Here is a 23,312-nt window from a genome sequence, read left to right on the forward strand (position 1 = left end):
GGGGGAGAGGGCGAGCGAGTGACGGACCTGCAGACGAGGACGACGGCCGAGATCGGCACCCCGGCGACGGCCGACCGGACGGTGGTGCAGCGAGGCCTGTTCACCGGGCCGAGCGCGGACGTCCCGGACGAGATGTACGTCGAGGTCCTCGCGGGCCACGCCGAACGTCGTCGGCGGAGCGTCCGGGTCGGGGCGTACGGGCGGGTGTCGACCAACACCTACTTCGGGCGCTTCCCCGCCGCGTACTGGCAGCGCTGGACGACGGCGACCACGGTCCGGTTCGACGGCCGCGTCCGCGGGGCCGGCCGCGTCATGCTGCGGGCCTCCGACACCAACGGGGTACCGCGCACCGTCGCGGTGCACGACGCGCAGACCGAGGACGTCCGCCTCGAGGCCCGGCTGGACCGGTTCCTCGACGGCGGTGGCCTCTGGGTCGAGATCGTCACCGACGACGCCGAGCTGGTGCTCGACGACGTGCGGTGGACCGTCGCGAGCCCGGCGGTCCGTCGTCGCACCAGCATCGTGATCTGCACCCACAACCGGGCGGACGACTGCGCGGCCACGCTCACGGCCCTCGCGGACGATCCCGAGGCGAGCGGGCTCGTCGACGAGATCATCGTCGTCGACCAGGGCACCGACCCGGTCGAGTCCCGCCCGGCCTTCACCGAGGTCCGTGAGGTCCTCGGCGGTCAGCTCCGGTACATCAGGCAGCCGAACCTCGGCGGGTCGGGCGGGTTCACCCGCGGCCTGCACGAGGTCGTCACCGCGGCGGGCGACGTGCCCACCGACGCCCTCTTCATGGACGACGACGTCCGGTGCGAGCCCGAGGTCGTTGTCCGGATGTCGACCTTCGCGCAGTACACGAGCCACCCCACGATCGTGGGCGCGCAGATGCTCAACCTGCTCCACCCGACGCAGGTGCTCGCCGGCGCCGAGTACGCGGTGCTCGAGGATCTGACCAACGGCCACGTCGCTGACGGCGCCGTCGGCGAGTCCGACGTGACCGCGTACTTCCCCGACGGCACCAAGAACGTGCAGGACCGGCGGGTCGACGCGGGATACACCGGCTGGTGGTCGTGCCTGATCCCGGTCGAGGTCACACGCGCCATGGGCTACCCCCTGCCGCTGTTCTTCCAGTGGGACGACGTCGAGTACAGCTACCGCGGACGCGCCTTCGGCTTCCCGACCGTGACCCTGCCCGGCGCGGGCCTGTGGCACGCCGACTTCCCGTGGAAGGACTGGGACGACTGGCACCGGTACTTCAACCTGCGCAACGCCATGATCACCTCGGCACTGCACAGCGGATTCCCGGTCCGGCACGTGGCCGCCACCCTCGGCGAGCTGCTGGGACGGTACCTGCTCTCGATGAACTACGGGCTGGCCGCGACCCTGATCCGGGCCGTCGAGGACTTCCTCGCCGGTCCCGGCGTCCTGGAGGACGGCGGGGTCAGCGCGACCGCGCGCATCCGGGCCGAGCGGTCGGCCTACCCCGAGACCGTCATGCACCCGGTCTCCGCCGCACCCGAGCTCGGGGCCGCCCAGATGCCGGTGGTCCGCGCGGGCGGGAAGCCGACCCGGATCAAGGCGGTGTGGGCGAAGCGCATCGTGCAGCAGGTGTCCGGCCGGGTCCCGTTCCACGAGGGCCTCGTGGGTGCCGGTGAGGCGCACTGGTGGCACGTCGCCCTCTTCGACCGGGTCGCCGTCACCGACGCCGGCCAGGCCGGCGTCCGCGTGCGGCAGCGCGACCCGGAGCACCTCAGGCGCCTCGGACGCGAGGGCGCGAAGGTGCTCTGGCGCCTCGTCCGCGAGGGCGACGAGGTGGCGGCACGGTGGCGTGCGGCGACGCCGCGCCTGACCGGCGCCGACAACTGGCGTCGCCTCTTCGGCACCGACTAGCTCCGCCGATCGGGGCCATGGGGCCCCATCTCGGCCGGTCACCGGCGCGTCGTCGTCCCGTTCGGTGCAGTTGGGGCCAGTGTTACTCGTGTGACGAGTGTGACTCCGCGGTCGGCCGGGACGCTGGTCGTTCCCGCCCCACGTCGGGTACCGGACCTCGAGCAGGTCCCCGGTCCGCCGGGCCGGTCATCCTGGTGGGCATCGCCGGGTGGGTCCGCGGTCCTCGGGCTCCTGGCCGCCACCGCGCTCACCGCGGTGGCCGTGCGGGGCCTCGGCGACGACTCCTACATCTCGCTCGACTACGCCCGGACCCTCGTGGAGCACCGGCAGTGGGGCCTCGTCCCCGGTCGGGGCGCGAACACGGCGACGAGTCCGCTCAACGTGTGGCTGCTCGCCCTGGGTCTCGGGGCCACCGGCACCGTGACCGGCGCGGTGTGGGGCGTCCTCGCGGCGGCCTTCGCGGTCGTCGGCGCCGGGATGAGCCGGATCGGGCGGGCGATCGGCGCCTCGCCGCTGCTGCCGGTCGTCAGCCTCGCCCTGCTGGCCACGTCACCGCTGCTGGCCTCCACCGTGGGCCTGGAGACCTACCTGGGCGTCGCGGTGGTCGTGGCCGTCGCCGTGGCCGCCCTCGAGGACCGTCCCGTGCTCGTCGGGGTCGGGTGCGGGCTCGCGGTCCTGGTCCGACCCGACTACCTCGTGCCGGTGGCGGTCGTCGTCCTGCTGCTCCTGCGGGCGCGGGGGCCGCTCGCCTGGCTGCGTCGGACCGCGACCGTCGCGATCGTCGCCGGGACCGTGGCCCTGCCGTGGCACCTGTGGGCGTGGTTCGAGCTCGGCGGCTTCGTCCCGGACACGTTCTCCTTCAAGACGAACCCGGCGGGCGGCCACGTGCCGTCGCTCATCGCGATGTTCGACAGCCTGTACTGGTCGCGCACCCCGGTGGCCGTCGTGGTGGTCGGCGTGTTGGTGCTCGCCGGGTGGACGGTGGCCCTCGGGTCGGTCGCGGTCGGCCTCCGGCGTGCACCCCGCGCCGTGCTCGGTGCACCCTCGTCCCCCGCCGCGGTGATCGTGGCGTTCGCGGCGTCGGGCACCGCACACATCGTCGCCCTCATGGTGATCAACGCCTATCCGCAGGCCTGGTACTACGGCCCCCTGGTCGCGGGCTGCACGCTCGCGACGGCGGTAGCGCTGGGGATGCGCAGCCATCGGGCCGTGCTCACGGGGGTCGCCGTCTACTGCGTCATCGCCGGACTCGTCGCGGGGCAGGGCGGGGTGCCGTGGCGGGCGGCCGACATGAACTCGAACTTCACCGACGCCGCCACCTACCTCGCCATCGGCCGCGATGTCTCCGCCGTCGTGGGGTCCGCCCCGGTGGCCTCGCCCGGCGAGATCGGTGCGTTGGCCTGGGGTTGCCGCTGCGACATCGTCGACCAGTTCTCCGCCCGGGGGAACGCCCGGCCGCTGCTCGACCACCGCTACGACCTCGGCGGGCCCCTGAGCCGCGCGGTCCTGCGCCTCAACGCCCGGCACCGGCCCGACGTCCCCGCACCCGTGCCCGCCTACAAGCTGCGCTACGTACGCGGTGACGATCCCATGCCCTCCGAGGTGGTGCGGACCTGGTGGGCGATCAGCCCGCAGACCGGGCTGCCGTTCCGCATCGTGCTCGTCGCGGCGAGCTGACCGGCGGCAGACGCTCCAGCCTGGCTCAGGCCCTCGCCCGCCCGGCGCCGGCACTCACCGGCGGACGGCCACGAGGTACGGCCCGACCTCGCGGACCACGAACGCCGGCGAGGCGAAGAGGCGCGACGGGAAGGTGACCGACTCGAAGACGACGTTCGGCGTCGCCGGGAACGCGTCCTCCACGAGCCTCGTCGTGCCCGACCCGTCGGGCTGGCGGAGCAGGACGAACACCCGCGGCGCCGGCCAGGGCGAGGCGTCGAGCCGCCGGACGAGGTCGGCGGCATCGGACGAGGCGGCCCAGGAGCGGACGGCGTCGTTGCGCGCCCCGTACTGGGCGAGCGGGTTCGCGTAGTGCGGCGTCGACTGCTGGAAGCCGTGGAAGGGCTCGGCGACGTAGAACTGCGTCGGGCCGCCGAGCGTCACCAGGTCCGCCGGGGCGGTCGGTGTGGCGTCGCGGACGGCCGCCAGGAGTTGCGGGGTCCAGGCGTCGATCCGGTCCGGGCGGAACCCGCCGGTCGGGGTGGTCCCGGTCGGGTACGGGTCGGCGTAGGCCTCCGTGACCACCTGCTGGTCGGGCGAGATCGCGCCCTGCGCACACGCGGCGAGGACGACGGCCCCCAGCACCGCGGCCAGCACGCGGACCCCTGGGACGCGCACGCGCAGCAGACGCACGGCCTCCACGGCCGTCAACACCCCGGCGCAGACCAGGACGAGCTCGATCACCGGCTCGAGCCGGAAGGCCAGACTCGACTGTCCGAGGAGCAGCAGCGGAACCGTGAGCGCGTACCACCCGAGGACGAGCAGGCCGAGCACCCCGAGCGGACGGGCGAGCCGGGCCGAGGAGGTCCACCCGAGAACGATGCCGATCACCCCGACCAGGCACATCGCTCCCACCGAGGACGGCTGGAGCATCGGGAAGGACCAGAACGCACCGTTCGACGGCAGGTAGCGCTGGGCATAACTGCGTGTCGGATCCCCGCCCAGCACCGCGAGCACGTACGGGGTCCAGACGACGAGCGCGAGAACGAGACCGAGGCCGATCACGAGCCCCGCACGGGCCAGCCGGGGAGCCAGGTCGCCGAGACGTCGACCGCGGGTGGGGACGAGCGCGGTGAGCACCACGAACGCTCCGAAGAACCCGGCGTGGAGCGAGTACGTCATGGCCGCGACGCCGAGGTAGAGCCCGACCGCCACGAGGGTCGGGGCGCGACGCCGCACGTCGTCGTCACGGACGGCCCGCCAGAGCAGGATCGCGACGGCCGGCATGGCCGCCACGAGGATCCACGCGTACGGCTCGGTGGACGAGACCCCGAGCCCGATGACGGTGGTCGCGGTGGTGACGAGGACCGCCCGCGCCGGGGTGACGACGAATCGCCACGCCACGAAGGCCGTCCAGGAGGCGACCGCGAGGGTGAGGATCGCCCACGGCTTGTAGAACGCCCAGGCCGCGACCCCGGCGAGGTCGGCGAGTCGTCCGCCCAGCCAGAACCAGGCGGCCGGGTAGTACGAGGGCAGGTCGAGGTAGTTCATGTCGACCAGCGCGGGTGTGGCCGCGAAGCGCGCGAGGATCTGGGTGCGGAAGCTCTGGTCGATCGAGATGCCACCGAGGAACCACCGGGTGCCCTGCAGCAGCAGGCCGAGCCAGAGGGTCGGCAGCGCGGCGAGGAGGCCCGGCACGACGAGCGCGGCCCACGTACTGCCTGCCCGTCGCTCCGAGGCCGCGATCCAGACCAGGGCCGCGACGACGAGCGCCCCGACCGTCGCGGCGATCGCCGACGCGGCATAGGTGGGGAACGGGAGCCGGAGCCTGCTGAGGACGACGAGCAGCACGAGACACGTCGCGCCCGAGACGACGAGCCCTCCGAGGAGCAGGACGGGACGCCCGAGTCGCGAGCTGATCAGTGGCTCCCCTCGTCGCGTGCGGCCCCCGGGATGAGGACTCTAGGCACCGCCGGGTGACGATCTCGCACACGGTCGGGTGACGACGGCGAGTCGCGCGGACCTCCTCCGGGAGCGGTCCGGTCGCGCTCTACGATCGCGGAACGAGGCCCTCGTGGACGAGGGCAGTCGCGACATGTGGCCAGCCCTCATATCGGCACGATCCGGTCACTGGGACGGAGGCCGGGCATGGGTGGAATAGCGACGTCCCCGGTCCCCGTCGCCCAGTCCGCCGTCGCCGCTCTGTTGTTCCTGATCCTGCTGTTCGTCCCGGGGCTCGCTGTCTCCGCCTCCGTCGGACTCCGCGGATGGGCCCGCTGGGGAGCGGCGCCGGCCGTCTCCTTCGGCCTCGTCGGCGCTGTCAGTCCCTATCTCGACGGCGGCTGGCTGGCGTGGAACATCGGCACGCTGGCGCTGTCGACCGTCCTCCTGTGCGCCATCGTGCTCGCCCTCCGAATCTTCGTCGTCGGTTCGCGACCGGCCTGGAAGCCGACGAGACCGCAGATCACCTCGAGCGGAGCGCTCGTCGCCCTCGCAGTGGCGGTGTCCGCAGGGGTGGGCGCCTACGTCGTCTGGCGGGCCAGCCAACGCTTCCAGGCGTTCCCGCAGTGGTGGGACACCACGTTCCACGCCAACGCGATCAGGTTCATCGCGGACTCCGGCAACGCCGACCCGTCAGCCCTGAGGATCATCAACTTCCCGTCGCTGGAGAGCTTCTACTACCCGTCCGCCGACCACGCGCTGTCGGCGCTGGTGGTCCGGGCGACCGGGATCCCGATCGAGGCAGTCCTCAACGTCGGGGACGCCGTTTCGACCGGCGTGTTCGCGCTCGGGCTCGCCGCGCTGGTCGTCGTACTGGGTGGGGAGAAGCTGACCGCAGCCGCGGTGGCTCTGATCGCGTGCGTCCCGGCGAGCGCTCTCTACGACATCATGGTCTGGGGGCCGCTGTTCCCCTACGTCCTCGGGACCGCGGTCATCCCGAGCTTCCTGGTCGCACTCGCCAGTTGCCTCAGGACCGACGGGAGCGCCTCGCTCCGCTCGATCACGGTGGCACTCTCAGGCCTCGGACTCGTCGCACTCCATCCGGGTGCCGCCTTTGCGGCCGCCGTCCTCGGTGTCCTGCTCGTGGCGCAGCTCGTCGTGTCGAGGGAGCTTCAGGCCCGGTCGTGGGGAGCGCTCGCCGTCGCCGTCGTGGTGCTGCTCGTCGTGGGCTTCCCGCAGCTACGAGGCTTCCTGGCGGGCGCGGGGGGCGCATCGGTCGACTGGCCCGGGACGACGCCCCCGGCAGAAGCCGTCGGCCACCTCCTGCTCCAGGACCACGTCCGCGATCATCCGCAGTGGTGGCTCCTGATCCTCGTCCTGCTCGGGCTGTGGAGCGTCCGGCGCCGGCGCGTCCTGACCTTCTACCTCGTGGGCGCCGTCGTCTTCGCGGGTCTCTACGTCGCGGCGGCCTCGTACGAAGGGCCACTCGTCGCCGAAGTGACGCGACCGTGGTGGAACGATCAGTACCGTCTGCTGGCCCTCGCCACGCACGGCCTCGTCCTCGTGGCCGGCTTCGGACTCGCGAACATCGCACGTACCGTGACGGCCGGTCTCGGCGCAGTGTTGAACTTCTTCCGGGCCGCAGCCGATGATCGGACCGGCCGACTGGTTCGCGGCCTCGGCGTCGTCGTGGCCTTCCTCGTGATGAGCGTGGCGACGCACCTGTTCTACGTCTCGGCGAACGTGGACAGGGTCCGACAGTTGTACGGGTCCGGCCCGACAGTGACCGCCGACAAGTTGGCCGCCTATCGCGAACTCGCCCGTCTCACCCCGCCCGGCAGCGTGACGATGAACGACCCCGCGGACGGTTCGCCGTGGATGTGGGCCTATGCCGGTGTGCGTCCGGTGTTCGGACACGCTCTCATGATCCCCACCGAGACCCCGTCCCTGAACGACGACCAGCGGGCTCTGCTCTACGGGTTCAACCAGATGGAGACGAACCCGGTCGTGCGCAGCGCCATCGCGCGGATGGACGTTCGTTACGTCATCGTCGCCAACGGCTTCATCTCCGACGGGCTGGAGCGGGCGCCCGGCCTCCAGGATCTCCAGGCGGTTCCCGCGCTGACCAAGGTCTTCGAGAACCGCGACGCCGTCATCTACCGAGTGCCGCAGGTGTCTCCGTGACGACCCGGAGCGTCCGAGCGCGGAGCCTCGGTGCCCAGGCGAGCGTCCCCATGGCCCTGGTCCTCGTCGCCGGCACGGGCTACCTCCTGCTCATGGCCTCCGGGCGGACGCTCGGACCGATCGACTTCGCCGCGCTGACGTCTTTTTACCTTCTGTCGAACACCGTCGGTCGCGGGACTTTCGCCGTCCTCGAGCTGGAGCTCACCCGGGCCGTTCCGCGGGCGCACTCGCGAGGTGAGAGCGCCGGGGGCGCGGTGGCGGCCGTCGCGCGTGGCGGGCTCCTCCTCGCCGTCGCCGTCGGGGTGCTCGTCCTGCTCCTCGGCGGCCTGCTCGCCCGGGTGCTCGGCGGGTGGTCCGCGGTGCTCCTGCTCCTGCTCACGGCGCTCACCCTCGCCCTGTCCTCGTTCGTCCGCGGACCACTGGCCGGCACCGGACGGTACGGCGCCTTCGCCGCCACCCTCGCGGTCGAGGCGGCGTGCTACCTCCTCGGTGCGGTGATCCTGCTCGTCCTCGGGGCCACGTCCGTCCTCCTCTGGATGGGCCTGCTCGCGATCGGTCCGCTCGTCGGAGCGCTCGTCGTCGTGCCCGGTCGCCTTCGTCGGCCGACCGGATGGTCATGTCGAGCGGGGAACGGTCCGCGGGTCGGACTCACCTCCCTGCTCGTCGGTTCCTCGCTCTACCTGTTCTCGCAGGCCGTCTGGAACCTGGGCCCGGTGATCGCGAACGGCCGCACGGCGGACGCCGCTCTCGCCGCAGCATTCGCCGCGTCCGCGGTCCTCCTGCGCGCTCCCGTCATGGCTTTCCCGGCCGTCCAGGCTCTGCTCCTCCCGCGGCTCACGGCGCAGGCCGAGGTGGGCGGCACGGTCGGACGTTCCGGACGTCTGCGGCCGGGGATCGTCGGGTTGGGGCTCGCCGCCCTCGTGGTCTGGATCTTCGTGAGCATCGTCGTCGTGCCGCCGGTGGTGCGCTTGTTCTTCGCGCTCTCCGAATCGGTGAGCTGGACGGTCCTCGTGATGCTCGCGGCGTCGGTCGCGGTCGGGGTGGTCGTGCAGGGCACGCAGACCCGCCTGCTCGCCCGCGACCGCACAGCCGTCGTCGCCGTTGGTTGGGCACTCGGCACGGTGGTGCTGGTCGTGGCGGCCCTGACGGCCGGGAACGGGATCGTGGGCGCCGCCGGCGGGCAACTCGCCGCGTCGATGGTGGTGCTCACGGTGCAGACGGTCGGACTCGGACGGACGGGAGCGACGTCGTGACGATCGACGTGGGCGTGGTCGTGCTCGCCTACGGCGACGAGCCGTGGCTGACGGAGTGCGTGGAGGCCGTTCTCGACTCGAAGGACGTCGAGGTCGACCTCGTGGTCGTGGACAACGGCTGCACTCCGGAGCACCTGGCGCCCCTGCTCGAGCGCGACGACCTCAGGGTGCTGGCCCCGGGCCGGAACACCGGCTTCGCGGGCGGCTGCAACCTGGGGGTCGGTCGGACGAGCGGCGACGTCGTCGTGCTCGTCAACTCCGACTGCCTGGTCGCCCCGGACACGTTGTCCCGGATCGCCGACGAGGCGGCCCGCCCGGACGTCGGTCCGGTGATGGCGAGTGTGCGGTTCGCCGACCGTCCAGACGTCCTGAACAGCGCGGGCAATCCGGTCCACGTCCTGGGCACCTGCTGGGCCGGGGACATCGAGGAGCGCGAGTACCGGACCGAGCCGTTCGACGTGCCGAGCGCGAGCGGCGCCTGCCTCGCGATCCGGCGGTCGCTCTGGGACCGGCTCGGCGGCTTCGACGACTCGTACTTCGCCTATCTGGAGGACACCGAGCTGAGTCTGCGCTGCTGGCGGCTCGGGCTGTCCGCCCGGTGCGTGCCGACCGCCCTGGCGCTGCACCACTACGAGTTCTCGCGGAACCCGACGAAGATGTACCTGCTCGAACGGAACCGCCTGCTGCTGGTGGCGACGCTCTGGAGCGGCCGCATGCTCGCCCTGCTCGCTCCCTTCCTGCTCGGCCTGGAGGTCGCCCTCCTCCTGCTCGCGAGTGCCCAGGGTTGGGGCCGGGAGAAGGTCGCCGGTTGGCGCTGGATGGCGACCCACCTGCGGCACGTCCGTCGTCGGCGGCGTCTCCTCCAGGCCGAGCGCCGCGTCGACGACCGCACCTGGACAGCGGTTCTCACGCCCGCGCTGGCGCCCCACGTCGTCGGGTCAGCGGCGGCTGCGCGCCCGGTCAACCTGGTCGTGGGCCTCTACTGGCGTCAGGTCCGACGCTTCCTCTGACACGGGCACGGCCGCCTCCTGCCGACCACGCTGCTCGACGTCCTCCATCCGGAGCCGCAGCGCGCCGATCTCCTCGGCGAGCCGTCGCGTCTGCTCCTCCAGCACCCCCACCTCGATCGAGAGCTGGAGCGAGACGCCGAAGAGGATCAACAGCGAGACGAGGAAGAGCAGGTTGCTCGGCACGGCGATGCCGAGGAGGCCCGATGCCTGCTGGAGCACCGTCGGGAACACCGACAGCACCACCGTCAGGCCCGCGACGAGCACCCACAGGAAGGCGTACTTCTGGCGCAGGCGGCGACGCCGCAGCAGCTCGAACACCAGCACGAACGCCAGGACCGCGACGACGATCGTGACGATCGTGAGGCGTGCCATGTCAGGCTGCCGACGCCTCGGCGGTCGATCCCGGCCGCACGATCGGCGCGCGTCGCGCGACCGCGAGGACGATGGCGGTCACCACGCGGGCCAGGTAGGCCGAGGAGCGGAAGGCGTTCTGGCTCGGCGTCCCCGCCGTCCGCTCGCGCATCGCGACCGGCACCTGGGCGATCCGCAGGTGCGCCCGGCTCGCCAGCACCAGCGCCTCGACCGTGTCCCCGAGGTACTCCTCCGGGAAGTCGAACGCGAACAGGGCGAGCGCGTTCGCGTTCACCATGCGGAAGCCCGAGGTGGGATCGGTGATGGGTGTGCCGACCAGTCTCGACAACGTCGACGCGAGGAGCCGCATCGCCCAGCGACGCGGACCGCGGACCGCGTAGTCGCCGACCCCTGCGAACCGCGCCCCGATCACCACGTCCGCGCCGACCAGCGCCTCCCGGAGCCGACCGATGTCCGAGGGATCGTGCTGGCCGTCCGCGTCGACCTGGACGACGCAGTCGTAGCCCTCCTCGTAGGCGAACCGGTAGGCCGCGCGCATCGCGCCGCCGACCCCCAGGTTGAACGGCAGGGACATCACCCGCGCACCCGCGGCCCGCGCCACGTCGGCCGTCCGGTCGGTGGAACCGTCGTCGACCACGAGCACGTCCGCGGCCGGCTGGTGCGAGCGCACCTCCGCGATGACCGGAGCGATCGACTCCGCCTCGTTCAGCGCGGGCAGGACGACCAGGACCGGAGCCAGCCTCGGCCGCTCGGCCGTGGTCGCGGGCGCGGTGACGGTCACGCGCCCTCCCAACGGCCCACGGTGACGAACTCGTTGTAGGTGAACACCCGACCGGCCGGTCGCGGGAACGGGAACGACCGCTGCGCCTCCACCTCCGCACCGATCGCGCGGAGAGTCGCGGCGAGGCGGGCGTCGTCGAAGAACACCGTGTGCGTCGCGTCGGACCGGAAGCCGCGCTGCTGCGGGCAGATCAGCACGATCCGCGCGCCGGGCCGCAGGTAGCGCGTGTACGGCCGGAGCACGTCGGCCTCCGTACCCGGCTCCAGGTGCTCGAGCAGGTGGGCGGCGAGCATGCCGTCGAAGGTGCCGACCGAGTCGTCGAGCTCGTCAACGGTGACCGCGTGGAGCCCGCGGCGCCGGCAGGCCTCCACCGATGTCGCGTTGTGGTCGACACCAACGCTCTCCGCCGAGAGCGAGACGAGGTTGCGCCCGATCCCGCAGCCCACTTCGAGGACCCGTCGGCCGCCAAGCAGCCCACGGAGGTTGCGCCGGTAGGGCGCCTGCACGTCGAGAACGCGCTTCCAGCGCGCTCCCTCGAGCCGCACCAGACGATCCGTGTAGGTGCGCCCCTCGGTTCCCCCGGTGTCCAAGGCCACGCCGCGAGGGTAGTGACGTCGTTCCCGCCGACGAATCCGGCACCCCGGACAGGTCACCCGAAGGGCGTAGGCGCAGGTCAGGCGCTCGTCGTGATGTAGAGCCGCGAGTCCCACCGCGGACCGGCACTGGTGTCCGGATCGGCGGCGACCACGCGGGCCCCGAGCGACTCCACCAGGCGCCGCACCTCGGGCTCCGGGGTGCCGTGCATCTCCATCCCGCGCCGGAGCCGGCGGGCCACGCCGACCGGGAGGGCGGAGAGCACCCGGCCGGCGAGCGAGGACGACGGCTGGGTCGGCATCTGGAACACGACCACAGCACCGGGACGCGCGACCCGCCAGAACTCCCGGACGTAGCCGTGCGCGAGGGCGGGCGGCATGTGCTGGAGCACCCGGCAGGAGTACACGAGGTCGACCGAGTCGGTCTCGACGGCCGCCAGGTCGGTGCCGGTCACCTGCACGAACCGGCACGCCTCGTCGGGGACGATCTCGCGGGCCTTGGCGAGCATCGTCGGCGAGATGTCGCAGCCGAGGACCTCGCCGAAGCCCGCCTGCGCCAGGCCGTGCGAGAGCCGCCCCGCGCCGCAGCCGAAGTCGAGCGCGCGCGTCCGGCCCGGCTGCAGCCCGAGCGCACCGACGCGCTCGAGCACCGAGTCGATCTCGGCGACGCCGGTGGCGAGGAAGTCCTCCGGGCTCCACCGGTTGCGCGACTTGCCCCGGTCGGTGAGCACCGCCCACATCGGGTCCTCGCCGCCGAGCTTCGTCCAGGTGCGCGAGACGTCGTCGATGTCGCGGTCGGTGGTCACAGCAGGGCTCTCCAGGGGTCGGTGATCAGCCGGCGGCCTTGGTGAAGACCGCCTCGTAGGCGTCGAGCACGGACTCGACGCTGAACGCCTCGGCGGCGGCGGTCCGCCCGCGCTCGGCGTCCGGCGGGTCGTCGCGCAGCTCCGCCAGCGCGGCGGTCAGCCCCGGGGCGTCGCCCGGGGCCACGATCCTGCCGAACCCGGTGCGCTCCACCGGCAGCCGCACTCCGGGCAGGTCGCTCGCGAGGGCCGGGACCCCCGCGAGCATCCCCACGACCTGGACGATGCCGAACGCCTCGAAGGCGTTCACCGACGGCAGCGCGAACACGTCGATCGAGGCGTAGAACTCACCCAGGCGCTCGTCGGGGATGAACCCGAGGAGCTCCACCCGCGGGTCGTCACCGGCGTGCGCACGGACGCGGTCGACGACGCTGCCCCCGGCGACCCGGCTGTGGTCGCCGCCGATGAGCAGCCGGGCGTCCGGGTCGTCCAGGGCCAGGAAGGCGTCGACGAGGTGCTCGACGCCCTTCTCCTCCACGAGGCGCCCGAGGAAGCCCACGTGGAAGCCGCCGCCCCGCCGGTAGGTCGGCGCGGCCGGCGCCACCGGCGCGCACGGCGGCGGGATGGCCACCATGTGCGGCGCGATCTCCGGCCACAGGCGGCTCTGCCGGGCGTAGTCCTCGCTGGTCACCACGGTGGCGACCGATCGCTTCAGGCCGCCGCGGCTGGAGCGGTCGACCGCCTCGCGCTGTGCCACGTTGACCATGCCGGGCGGCAGGCTGACGTCGCAGTGGTACGTCGAGACGACGGGGATGGGGGCCAACCGGGTCAGCAGGCTCGCCTCGATGAGGGGCAGGTGCAGGTTCGCCACCCGCGAGCGTCGCATCTCGCGGAGGGCGAGCCGCGTCAGGTTGACCCCGACGGTCCCCTTGCCGACCTTGGCGAGGACCGGCGCGCGGACGACCCGGACGCCGTTCACGTACTCGTGTGTCGGGAGCGAGGGCTCGTGCTTGCTGGCCACCACGCAGACCCGCCACCCACGCGCGGCCAGGCCCTCCGCGACGTCCCGGGCGACGTTGGTCAGTCCCGAGACGTAGGGCGAGTAGTAGGTCAGCACGATGACGACGTCGTTCACGACGGGTGTCCCGGTGCGGGCGATGACCGCGCCTCCCTGCCTCCACTCGCGGGCGACCGCCGTGGTCGGCCGATGTCATCCGTGCAGGGACCACGGTATCGGTCGAGAGAGATCGTCGGTGTCACGCCCCGCAGCGATCCGCCGGACAGACGAGCACGATCCGGACGTCCGGCGGTTACCGATCGCGATCTCGGCTGCATCGGGTGAACCCGGCGTGAACCGCGCGGTCATCGCACCGGGACGACCCAGCTGCCCGCCACGAGTCGGCCCGGATCGCCCGCGACGGTCCGGGCCCACGCGAGCGCCCGGTCGGGGTCCGGCACGTGGTCGGGCACGACGACGATCGCGCCGACCTGCTTCGCCGCCAGGTCCGCGCGGGCCGCGGCGACGCCCCCGCGTCCGCCGTCGAGGATCCCCTGCTGGAAGGGTCCGATCTCGCCGTCGTGGAGCACGGGGAACCGCTCGCTGCCGCCGATGAAGTAGCCCCCGGTCTGGCGGTAGGAGAACGCGGCCACGGCCTGCCAGCGCACCGGCACCCCGCCGTCGCGCACCCAGTCCTGGGACGGCCGCGGGACCAGCTCGACGATCGTTCCCGGCGCGATGCCCGGAGCGCCCGCGCGGAAGAAAGCCGGCGCGGAGGCGTCGGTGGTCCCCTGGTGGTCGGCCCCGGGCACCCACGTCACGGCCGCTGCGAGCACGAGGACCGCAGCGGTCGCGCGCCCCAGCCGGCGCCACCGGCCGTCGGGAACGGGCCGGACGAGGTGCTGCAGCGCGAGCGCCCAGATCGTGACGACGCCGAGCGCGACGAACGGCGCGAGCCGCCCCGCCTCGGCCTGGCCGACGAGGGGCACGTCGACGAGGAGCTGCCAGGGCAGCCACACCCCGGTGTCCTGGTCGAGCACCGCGAGCGTGGTGCCGAGCGACAGCACGGCGAGCAGCATGATCACGACGCAGGTCACCAGGACCGCCCGCGAGCGCACGAGCACGACGGCCGCGAGGAGGACGAGCACCATCGCCGCGCCGAGGTAGGAGCCCTGCTCGCCGGGATAGACGCGCAGCTGCGCGGCGAGGGCGTCGGTGCCCGGACGGATCGCGGTGAGCGGCGACGGGATGAGCAGGTTCGCGGCGTCCGCACCCGTCTCGGTCGCCTCGCGGATCGACGCCCGCGGCCGGGACGGTCCGGCGAGCAGCACCCACACTGGGTAGGCGCACAGCACGGCGACGACCCCGCCGAGGGCGGTCAGCGACCGGAGCACCGACGGCACCCGACGCCACGCCGTCCGTGGCGCGGACACCGCGAGCACGACCGCCACCACCACCAGCGCGAGGGCACCCAGGGCGACCGTCTGCGTGTAGAGACCCATCTGCAGCGAGAACGCGAGCCCGAGCAGCGCCCCGGCGAGCCAGGGTCGGCGCGGCGCGGCCAGCACCCGCACCGACGCCCACAGCACGACCGGGGGGAACACCGACCACACCAGGTTGACGTGCCCCACCCACGCGTGGGCGATCACGAACGGCGAGAAGCCGTAGACCAGGCCGGCGAGCGCCCGGATCCAGCGTGGGCCGACCACCACGACGAGGCAGCGGTGCGCGAGGTACGCCGACGCGACCGGCCCGAGGAGCATCGCGACGTTGTCGGCCACGACCGGACCGGCGGTCGCGGTCACCGGCGCGAGGAGGACCCCGAGCACCGGCACGCCGGTGTTCCACATGCCGTTGACGCCCGCCGGCGCGTTCTGCCACGTGGACACGAGGGGATCGAGGCCGTGCGAGATCGCGTACCAGGTCCAGCCCAGCCACCAGGTGAACAACGAGGAGTCGGAGGCGACCACCCCGGTCGCGCGCCCGGCGAGGTCGCCGAGCACGCGGTGGAACAGCAGCCCGGAGGCGGCGAGGTAGCCGAGGAGGATGCCCAGCTCGGCGGGCACCGCCCAGGGAGTGCGCCGTCCCGACGGCGGATCGATGACGACGGGGGGCGCAGATGGGGTCCTCGTGGTGGTCAGCCGACCCTCCTCCGGGTGACACGGTCCGCCGCGAGCGTAGTCAGGAACGCCTCGCGTGTGGCTTCACGACGAGCCCGACGCGCTGGTTGTTAGCGTCTTCCGCGACCGGGCGGCGGCGGGACGGAGCAGCAGTGGGCGAGGACACCGATCGGGGTGTCGAGGAGCCGCGATCGGGGAGCACGACGACGACCCCGCTGCGCCTGCTGCGACGCACGCTCGCGACGGTGCGGCTCGTCCCGCGCGGCGGTCGCGGCGCACTCGAGGCAGAGACCGAGCGCATGCCCCCGGAGAGCGGGCGTTCCGGGACCTCGGAGGACCCCGGGACCTCGGACGACTCCGGGGCGACCTCGGCGACCTCGGCGCGTGACGCCTTCACCCCCGACGACGAGCGCCCCGACCGGTGGGGCCCGGCCGAGTGGGGCCTCGACGGCCTGCTGGTGGCGCGGGTGGTCGCGGTCGTGTCGGCCCTGGTCGCCGTCGTGTGCGGGCTGCTCCTACCGTTCGCGCCCGTCGTCCAGAACTCCCCGGAGATCCGGTGGCCGCTGGACGTGAACCGGCCCGAGTCGACGATGTTGATGCTCACGGCCTACCAGCCGGAGTCGTTCTCGGTGCGGTTCAGCTGCCGGACCGCCCGGGACGCCGGGGCGACGCCCGACGGCTACGTGCTGACCACCATGTCCCCGGGCGCCGGCGGGTTCGACGACAAGGCGCTCGCCATCCGGGTCCGGGCCGACACCCTCACCGTGCGCAGCGCGGGCCAGGACATCGTGGCCGAGCCGCTGCCCGCCGGGGACTGCTCCTACCAGGTACGGGGCGACGCGGCGGCCGTCCAGGTCGACCGCGACGGGCGGGACCTCGGTCGGCTCGTCCCCCGGTTCGGGGAGGCCGACCCCGACGAGACCAGGAACATCCCGCCCGACTCGCGGCCCGCCCCGAAACCGATCAGCGCCCTGCCCGACGTCGACGCGCTCTCGACCTCCCTCACCGCCCTGCCCGGCGCCCGGCCCGACGACCTGTCCGTCAGCATCACCGCCGACGACCGGTACGCCAGCACCCCGACCCCGTTCAAGCACGCCCTGATCACCGCGGCGATCGTCGCGGTGGTCCTCGGCGGGCTCGCGACGACCGCCTCGATCCTCCTGGCCCGCCGCAAGCGCCGGGAGCGGGCACCGGACGGGCTGCGTCCGACCCCGTGGTGGGCCCGGATCGACCGCGTCCTGCTCGCGCGGCTCTCGACCTGGCGGCCCCGTCTGGTGGACGCGGTCGTCGTGGTCGCGCTCTGGTCCTGGCTCTACCTGGCCCCGCTGACCGACGACGACGGGTACTACTCGGCGATGGCGGCCAACGTGCCGCACGCCGGCTACGTCGCGAACTACTACCAGCTCTACAACCAGGGCTTCACGCCGTTCTCCTGGCCGTACTACCTCCTCTCGTGGTGGCAGCAGCAGGCCGGTTTCTCTCCGGTGGCGCTGCGGGTGCCGTCGGTGGTGGCGGGGCTGCTGACCTGGATCGCGATCCGGGCCTTCGTCGCCCGCTGCCCGGGGCTGACGCACCCGTGGAAGGACCACCGCTGGCTCGCCCTCGCCTCCCGGGTGACCCTGTGCGTCGCCTTCCTGGCGTGGTGGCTCGCCTACGACGTCGGGACGCGGCCGGAGCCCTACACCGCGGTCTTCGCCGCCGGTGCCCTCGCCCTCGTCGCCGAGGGGATCGAGCGGCGTCGGCTGGACCTGCTGGCGGTCGCGGTCGGCGTGGGCTCGATCGGGCTCATGACGGCGCCGACCGGGTTCATCTGCCTCGCCCCGCTGCTCGCGGCGGCCCCCACCGCGTGGCGGCTGATCCGGGAGCGCTCCGCGCACTGGTGGGAGATCCCCCCGCGATTCCTGGTGGTCATCGCGCCCGGGGCGATCGGGGCCGTGTTCGGGTTCGCGGACGGGACGTTCGGCGACTTCGCCCGCTCGCAGGCCATCTTCGCGCCGATCCAGCGGGCACAGACCTGGTACCTCGAGTTCCAGCGGTACGCCCTGCTGCTCGACGAGACCTCCCGCTTCGGGACCTACACCAAGCGCATCACGGTGCTGCTCTGCCTGCTCGCGATCGTCTGGTTCCTCGTGACGGCGGTCGTCGCGCGGGTGCGGGACCTCCCCGTGCCGTCCCGGCTCATGCTCGTGGGCTGGTCGACGATCCTCGCGTTCGCCCTGCTCCTGCCGACCCCCTCCAAGCCGTCGCACCACTTCGGCGCGATCGTCGGGGTCGGCGCCCCGTTCCTCGCCCTCCTGCTGGTCGCCGCCCCCGGCCTGGTGCGCGACTCGGTGCGCGCCGGGAAGGGCCGCGTCCCCGTGCCGGCGATCCTCGCGGCGGCAGCGGCGGCCATCGCGGTCATCGCGCTCTCCGGCCACGGCCGCAACCGCTGGGCCTTCATGTGGGGGCTCGGCCAGCCCTCGTGGCTCGACTACCCCTCGGTGAAGGGCTTCTACTTCGACCAGCCGCAGTACTGGGCGGTGCTGCTGGTCGTCCTGACGCTCCTGGTCGCGCTCGTCACGACCTTCCGCGGCAAGGGGTGGCGACCGTGGTCGCTGCTCGTCGCGATCCCCCTGCTCTGCGTCCTGGCCATGGCGGCCACGACCACCCGCACGATCGCCGACTTCGCCCTCGCGGTGGACCGGACGGCGACGACGTACTCCCCCGCGGGTGACGCGTGGCGCGATCCGGCAGCCACCCGCTGCGGGGCCGAGCAGGCGATCGACGTGCTCACCCCGGAGCGCTTCCCGCTGGCACCGCTCGTGCCCGTGCCCCCCGCCGACGAGGAGTTCGGTGACACCGCGTTCCCCCGCGACGCCTACCTGACGAGCAGCCCGCCGCCCGCCGACCTCGCGCCGGACCTGACGGTGTGGGGCAGCTTCCAGGCTCCTTCCCCCGGCCGGTCACCCGACGCGCGGACCGGCTCGTTCACCACCGGCTGGTACCGGCTCCCGCCCGGCAACACCGACGACATCGCCGTCACCACCGAGATCTCCGGACGGATCGGCGAGGGGAACACCCTGGCCGTCGAGTTCGGGCGGCAGGGCCCCGGCGGGGTGGAGTCGCTCGGCGTCCGCCCGGTGAAGGAGACCAGCGACGGGACCGACTGGCGGGCGCTCGACGTCACGAAGTCCCAGACGGCGCCGGCGGACGCGACCCTCGTCCGCCTCACCGCGACCGACGGGGCCACCGACGTCGGGGGCTGGCTCGCGTTCTCGGCGCCGCTGTTCCAGCGGTGGGCGCCGATGGCGGCGGCCCTGCCCCGCACCGGGGTCTACACGGTGGCCTGGGAGAACGCCTTCCTCTTCCCCTGCATCACGCAGCCGATCCAGCAGGACGGCATCACGCAGACCATGGACGGCTTCCTCGGCTACGGCGAGACCCGGGGCTTCGCCCTCGCCGACTTCGTCGCGAAGCCGGACAACGGCGGCATCGTCGGGAACGCCTACCGCGAGGCGGACGTCACCGAGCTCCGCACGCGGTTCCACGACTTCCCCGACGTCGACGACGACGTGCTGCTCATGCTCTTCGAGCAGCCCTATCCGAGCGAGCGCTACACGGTGGAGCCGGGATCGCGGGTGGTGTCGGGGCTGGCGCAGTAGGTCAGGGCGCGCGGAGCACGAACATCGACGACTCCCCCGCGCCCGGCCGCAGCACCATCCGGCCCGAGAGGAACTGCGCGAAGGCCGGGACGGCGTACCGGGCCGCGTCGAGCAGCTTCGGCAGGCGCGAGTAGGGCACGTTCCACAGGCCGTCGGTGCCCTCGCGCTCCACGGTGAAGCCGTGGTCGACGAGCACCGAGCGCCACTCGGCGTGCGGCTTGAGGTTGATGTGCGTCGGGTCGGCGTAGCCCATCCAGTCCGCGCCCGCGAGCGCGCGACCTCGCCCCGCCGGGTCCGGCATGACGACGAGCGCCTGCCCGCCCGGGCGCAGGATGCGCCGCCAGGTCGCGAGGACGTCCTCGACGACGTCGTCGGTGAGGTGCTCGAGGACGTGGATCGCGGTCAGCGCGCCGAACCCGTCGTCGGGAAGGTCCTCGACCGCCGTGGTGACGGTGCAGCCGGGCGCGTTGCGGCGCGCGGCCGCGGCCGACCAGTCGGAGAGCTCGAAGCCCGCGGCCTCGCCGAGAGCGGAGAGCCGACGCACGAGGTGGCCGGTGCCGCAGCCGAAGTCGAGATAGGGCCCGCCGTCGCAGTAGCGGCCGACGAGGCGGGTGTAGTAGCCGAGTGCGGGCCGGTCGCCGGCCTGCCCGTTGGCGTCGTAGTAGGCCGCGTCGTAGTGCTCGGCCTCCCCCTGATGGGGCTCGAAGGTCATCGACGTCTCCCGGTTCCCCGTGCCAGCAACAGCGTGCTCACCACCGCGCCCACCAGCGAGCCCACCCCGAACGCCACCTCGCCGGCCACGACGACGCCCGGCGCGAACCAGAACGTCGCGCCGGCCACGACGAGTCCCGCGAGCCAGCTCAGGGCCACGTCGACGTGGCGGGCCCGGGCGACGTGCACCTGGGTGATCACGACGAGACCCACGTGCGCGAGCACGCCCGCGACGATGATCGCGAGCTCGACGCCGTCGATGCGGTAGGCCGACCCGAAGATCAGGCGGACCAGCGGCGGCCCGATCCACCAGGCCAGCGGCACCCCGACGACGGCGAGCGCGACCAGCCCGGCCGCGCCGCGGCTGAGCAGCCTGACCACCTCGCGGCGGCGACCGGCGGCGAGGAGCCGGGTGAGCGTCGGCACCACCGCGGACTGCAGCGGCACGACCATCGACAGCGGCGCCTTCGCGATCGTGAAGGCGGCCACGAACACGCCCGCCGCGGCCTGCGCCGGACCCTCGGCGAGGGCGACGACCACGACCGGCAGGCCGTTGAGCAGCAACTGGGCGCAGACCGAGCCCACGAGCAGCGGCAGCGCCGAGGTGGCCAGCGCCCGGGTGGAGTGGTCGCCCGACCCCGGCTCGGGGTACTCCCGCTCGGCCCGCCGCCACACCGCGGGGAGCAGCGGCAGGTGGGCCAGCGCGATGGCGGCCACGAGCGCCCAGCAGTAGAGCGCGGCCCGGTCGGTGCCCAGGACCACCAGCACCACGGCGAAGCCGAGCCGCAGGAGCGCGTCGAGGACCATCACCGCGCCGTGGCGCACCAGGCGGTCGGTGCCGATGAGGATGCCGCGCAGCAGGAACTGCCCGCCCGAGACGATGCAGAGCGCCACGAGCGCCCCGAAGGCGTTGACGTGCGCGTCGAGCGAGGTCCACACCAGCGGGGAGGCCGCCGCGAGCACGGCGAGCGCCAGTCCGCCGAGGAGCGCGGCCGTACCCGCCCCGGCGACCAGGACCCGGCGTCGGGACTCCCGCATCGCGAGGCGGCGGGCGAGCTCCTGCTCCAGCGGCAGGAACGGACCGAAGCCGAGGACCAGGGCGAGCGCCCAGAAGGCGCCGAAGGTGGCGTACTCGGCGGGGGTCAGGCCACGCGCGACCACCGCGAGGTAGACGTTGACGAGGAGCCCGGACAGCACCACTCCGAGCCCGGCCGACCCGACGAGACGCTTCGCTCCGGGGCCTCCACGAGGGTGGGAACGGGGCGGATCGGTCGTGGTGCTGATGGGAGGACGATAGCGGTGGTCCACCTGCGTCCCGCCCCTCGCCCGATCTTCGGCGCGCTCTCGACCATCCGCGTGACGATGGCGTGGGACCCCTGTGTGCTCCACCGTGAGTGTGGGTACGGTGACGCTGTGAACGTACAGAAGGTCGTCGGCGTGCTCGTCGCGATCCTCGTCGTCTTCTGGATCATCAGCTCACCGGGCACGGCTGCCGGGACCGTGAACGGGATTCTCGACAGCCTCGCCTCGGCGGGGGACTCGCTGATCCAGTTCCTGCGCGGCGTCGCGCCCGGCTGATCAGACGGTCGCGGCGGGCGGCGCCGCCGGGTCCTCCACGTCGGCACCCGGCAGGACGACGTCGGTGACGACGATGTTCAGCTCGGAGACGCGGACACCCGCGATCTGGTCGACCGCCTCCGGCACGTGCCGGCGCAGCGCCCGCGTCAGTTCGCGCGCCCCGGCGCCGTACTCGATGGCCACGTCCAGGCCGACGACGGCGGTGTCGCCGTCCATCTCGACCCGCACTCCGGCGACGTTCTCCGCGGACCCGGTGAGGGTCTGACGCACGGCGCCGACCGCACGCGCCGTGGTGCCGCCGAGGCCGGCGATGCCCGGGATCTCCCGCGTGGCGTACGCGACGACCTTCTGGACGACGGCGGGCAGGACCTCGGTGGTGCCGGTGACACCGGTCGGGTCGAGGGGGTTGAGGGGCGGGGGCGTCGCTGCGGTCATGCCCCCCGTGTACCCGCTCGGGCCCGTCGTCGTGCGGAGCCGCGCAGCACGATCGTGGCGAGCAGCGCGGCGAGGACCGACGCGACGACGATGCCGACCTTCACGTGGTCGTCGGCCTCGCTGCCGCCGCCGAACGCGAGCTCGCCGATGAGCAGCGACACCGTGAAGCCGATCCCGGCGAGCAGCGCCAGGCCGAACACGTCGACCCACCGCAGCGACTCGTCGAGCCGGGCGCGGGAGAAGCGCTGCACGAGCCAGGCCGCCCCGGTCACCCCGATCGCCTTCCCGGCCACGAGACCGACGACCACCCCGAGCGTGATCGGGTTGCCGAACGTCGCGGCGAGGTCGGACTGCCCGACCACGGTGACGCCCGCGGCGAAGAAGGCGAACACCGGCACGGCCACGCCGGCGGAGAGGGGGCGCCAACGGTGCTCGAAGTGCTCGGCCAGGCCGGGACCCTCGCCGGGCGCCCGCCGGACCACCGGGACCGCGAACCCGAGCAGGACACCGGCCACCGTGGCGTGCACGCCGGACTCGTGGACCAGGACCCAGGTGACCGCGGCGAGCGGGAGCAGCAGCCACCAGGAGCGCACCCGGTGCTGGACCAGGAGCGTGAACAGCGCCAGCGGGACGAGCGCGAGCAGCAGCGGACCGACCGCGAGGTCGTCGGTGTAGAAGATCGCGATGACCGTGATGGCCAACAGGTCGTCGACCACGGCGAGCGTGAGCAGGAAGGTCCGCAGGGCCGTGGGCAGGCCCCGGCCGATGACGGCGAGGATCGCGAGGGCGAAGGCGATGTCGGTCGCGGTGGGGACGGCCCAGCCGGCGAGACCTCCGGGGTGGTTCAGGTTGATCGCGGTGTAGAGGACGGCCGGCACCGCCATGCCCCCGACCGCGGCGGCCACCGGCAGGACGGCGCGCGCCGGCTCGCGGAGGTCACCCGCCACGAACTCCCGCTTGAGCTCGAGCCCCGCGACGAAGAAGAAGATCGCGAGCAGGCCGTCGGCGGCCCACGTCGCGAGGTCGAGATCGAGGTGCAGGGCCGCGGGGCCGAGCCGCAGGTCGCCCAGCGCCGTGTAGACGTCCCGCCAGGGCGAGTTCGCCCAGACCAACGCCAGGGCGGCCGCGCCGATCAGCAGGGCTCCGCCGACCGTCTCCCTGCGGAGGATCTCGCCGATCCGGGTGGACTCCCCCGGCGACGGCGGCACGAACAGGCGGCCGGTGCGGGTCCGGCGGAGGCGTTCCCGACGACGGGTGGGTGGGGTCACGGAGGCTCCCGGGCAGGCGGCGGCGGACGCCGACCAGACTTCCCGGCACACCGATCACGACCCTACCGGCGCC

Annotated in this window: 18 protein-coding genes; 7 read left to right on the plus strand and 11 right to left on the minus strand. The window is 73.3% G+C overall.

The genetic code is table 11. The annotated features are described in order from the left end of the window. Window positions 1-18 precede the first annotated feature (18 nt). Both LN037_RS15045 and LN037_RS15050 read left to right on the plus strand, forming a co-directional pair. The gene (locus tag LN037_RS15045; protein WP_230753974.1) at window positions 19-1,896 is read left to right on the plus strand and encodes a glycosyltransferase; all 1,878 of its coding nucleotides are present in this window, start codon (window positions 19-21) and stop codon (window positions 1,894-1,896) included. A gap of 90 nt (window positions 1,897-1,986) precedes the next feature. Continuing rightward, on the plus strand, window positions 1,987-3,573 hold the full coding sequence (locus LN037_RS15050) for a hypothetical protein (protein WP_230753976.1): 1,587 nt from the start codon (window positions 1,987-1,989) through the stop codon (window positions 3,571-3,573). A gap of 54 nt (window positions 3,574-3,627) precedes the next feature. Here the strand turns inward: LN037_RS15050 and LN037_RS15055 are convergent, their stop codons facing one another. After that, window positions 3,628-5,475 carry an arabinofuranosyltransferase gene (locus LN037_RS15055; protein ID WP_308286152.1) on the minus strand — a complete coding sequence of 616 codons (1,848 nt, stop codon included), beginning with the start codon at window positions 5,473-5,475 and terminating at the stop codon, window positions 3,628-3,630. A 225-nt stretch (window positions 5,476-5,700) separates the two neighbouring features. On the opposite strand from LN037_RS15055, the gene LN037_RS15060 reads away from it, so the two are divergent. From LN037_RS15060 to LN037_RS33635, 3 genes are read left to right on the plus strand one after another with little or no spacing between them, the layout of a single operon-like run. Beyond that, the gene (locus tag LN037_RS15060) at window positions 5,701-7,677 is read left to right on the plus strand and encodes a DUF6541 family protein (protein WP_230753980.1); all 1,977 of its coding nucleotides are present in this window, start codon (window positions 5,701-5,703) and stop codon (window positions 7,675-7,677) included. Continuing rightward, complete coding sequence (locus LN037_RS33630) at window positions 7,674-8,930, plus strand: hypothetical protein (protein ID WP_230753982.1); 1,257 nt, start codon at window positions 7,674-7,676, stop codon at window positions 8,928-8,930. Before LN037_RS15060 ends, LN037_RS33630 begins: the two co-directional genes overlap by 4 nt. After that, window positions 8,927-9,940 carry a glycosyltransferase family 2 protein gene (locus LN037_RS33635; protein ID WP_230753984.1) on the plus strand — a complete coding sequence of 338 codons (1,014 nt, stop codon included), beginning with the start codon at window positions 8,927-8,929 and terminating at the stop codon, window positions 9,938-9,940. Before LN037_RS33630 ends, LN037_RS33635 begins: the two co-directional genes overlap by 4 nt. Here LN037_RS33635 and LN037_RS15075 read toward each other — a convergent pair. The 6 genes from LN037_RS15075 to LN037_RS15100 all read right to left on the minus strand — a co-directional run bounded on the left by LN037_RS15075 (window position 9,869) and on the right by LN037_RS15100 (window position 15,552). Further along, a complete protein-coding gene (locus LN037_RS15075; RefSeq protein WP_230753986.1) occupies window positions 9,869-10,312 on the minus strand; it encodes a DUF2304 domain-containing protein in 444 nt (147 codons plus the stop codon). The two genes, LN037_RS33635 and LN037_RS15075, sit on opposite strands and share 72 nt — an antisense overlap. Before the next feature lies 1 nt (window position 10,313). Beyond that, window positions 10,314-11,093, minus strand: a complete 780-nt coding sequence (locus LN037_RS15080) for a glycosyltransferase family 2 protein (protein WP_230753988.1) — start codon at window positions 11,091-11,093, stop codon at window positions 10,314-10,316. Next, a complete protein-coding gene (locus tag LN037_RS15085) occupies window positions 11,090-11,689 on the minus strand; it encodes a class I SAM-dependent methyltransferase (RefSeq protein WP_230753991.1) in 600 nt (199 codons plus the stop codon). Before LN037_RS15085 ends, LN037_RS15080 begins: the two co-directional genes overlap by 4 nt. Before the next feature lie 77 nt (window positions 11,690-11,766). Next, a complete protein-coding gene (locus LN037_RS15090; protein WP_230753993.1) occupies window positions 11,767-12,492 on the minus strand; it encodes a class I SAM-dependent methyltransferase in 726 nt (241 codons plus the stop codon). Window positions 12,493-12,517: 25 nt separating this feature from the next. After that, window positions 12,518-13,624 (minus strand): glycosyltransferase family 4 protein, encoded by a 1,107-nt coding sequence (locus LN037_RS15095; protein ID WP_230753994.1) that lies wholly within the window; start codon window positions 13,622-13,624, stop codon window positions 12,518-12,520. A gap of 227 nt (window positions 13,625-13,851) precedes the next feature. Further along, window positions 13,852-15,552 (minus strand): hypothetical protein, encoded by a 1,701-nt coding sequence (locus tag LN037_RS15100; RefSeq protein WP_230753996.1) that lies wholly within the window; start codon window positions 15,550-15,552, stop codon window positions 13,852-13,854. Between the two features lie 206 nt (window positions 15,553-15,758). Here LN037_RS15100 and LN037_RS15105 point away from each other — a divergent pair, with 206 nt between their 5' ends. Next, window positions 15,759-19,247 (plus strand): arabinosyltransferase domain-containing protein, encoded by a 3,489-nt coding sequence (locus LN037_RS15105; protein ID WP_230753998.1) that lies wholly within the window; start codon window positions 15,759-15,761, stop codon window positions 19,245-19,247. Between the two features lies 1 nt (window position 19,248). Here the strand turns inward: LN037_RS15105 and LN037_RS15110 are convergent, their stop codons facing one another. Next, window positions 19,249-19,959, minus strand: coding sequence for a class I SAM-dependent methyltransferase (locus LN037_RS15110; protein WP_230754000.1), 711 nt, complete (start codon window positions 19,957-19,959; stop codon window positions 19,249-19,251). Continuing rightward, on the minus strand, window positions 19,956-21,155 hold the full coding sequence (locus LN037_RS15115; protein ID WP_230754002.1) for a lipopolysaccharide biosynthesis protein: 1,200 nt from the start codon (window positions 21,153-21,155) through the stop codon (window positions 19,956-19,958). The genes LN037_RS15110 and LN037_RS15115 overlap by 4 nt, the downstream gene beginning before the upstream one ends. 216 nt (window positions 21,156-21,371) lie before the next feature. On the opposite strand from LN037_RS15115, the gene LN037_RS15120 reads away from it, so the two are divergent. Beyond that, window positions 21,372-21,536 (plus strand): hypothetical protein, encoded by a 165-nt coding sequence (locus tag LN037_RS15120; protein ID WP_230754004.1) that lies wholly within the window; start codon window positions 21,372-21,374, stop codon window positions 21,534-21,536. Here the strand turns inward: LN037_RS15120 and LN037_RS15125 are convergent, their stop codons facing one another. Together LN037_RS15125 and nhaA are read right to left on the minus strand one after the other, a co-directional pair. Further along, the gene (locus tag LN037_RS15125; RefSeq protein WP_230754006.1) at window positions 21,537-21,971 is read right to left on the minus strand and encodes an Asp23/Gls24 family envelope stress response protein; all 435 of its coding nucleotides are present in this window, start codon (window positions 21,969-21,971) and stop codon (window positions 21,537-21,539) included. Next, entirely contained in the window at window positions 21,968-23,239 is a 1,272-nt protein-coding gene (gene nhaA, locus LN037_RS15130) for a Na+/H+ antiporter NhaA (protein ID WP_372460458.1), read from the minus strand. Before nhaA ends, LN037_RS15125 begins: the two co-directional genes overlap by 4 nt. Window positions 23,240-23,312 lie beyond the last annotated feature (73 nt).

This window comes from Actinomycetospora soli, from assembly GCF_021026295.1.
GTDB classification, from domain to species: Bacteria; Actinomycetota; Actinomycetes; order Mycobacteriales; family Pseudonocardiaceae; genus Actinomycetospora; species Actinomycetospora soli.